Here is a 301-nt window from a genome sequence, read left to right as displayed (position 1 = left end):
ACAAGTGAGAATGCCGGTATGAGTAACGAAAAGATCAGTGAGAATCTGATCCGCCGAAAGCCCAAGGTTTCCTGAGGAAGGCTCGTCCGCTCAGGGTAAGTCGGGACCTAAGGCGAGGCCGACAGGCGTAGTCGAAGGACAACAGTTTGAAATTACTGTACCACCGTAATCCGCTATGAGCGATGGGGTGACGCAGGAGGGTAGTGACGCGGACTGATGGATGTCCGTCTAAGCAGTGAGGCTGGTGTGCAGGCAAATCCGCACATCGTTAAGGCTGGGCTGTGATGGGGAGCGAAAATTA

Annotated in this window: 1 rRNA gene; it reads left to right on the top strand. The window is 53.8% G+C overall.

From position 1 onward, the window contains the following. A 23S ribosomal RNA gene (locus tag C173_RS16165) occupies window positions 1–301 on the top strand; the annotation flags it as partial.

Source organism: Paenibacillus sp. FSL R7-277, assembly GCF_000517965.1.
In the GTDB taxonomy this organism is placed as follows: domain Bacteria; phylum Bacillota; class Bacilli; order Paenibacillales; family Paenibacillaceae; genus Paenibacillus_AQ; species Paenibacillus_AQ silagei.
The sequence above is the reverse complement of the archived record's forward strand: the minus strand, read 5'-3'. Positions and strand labels throughout refer to the sequence as shown.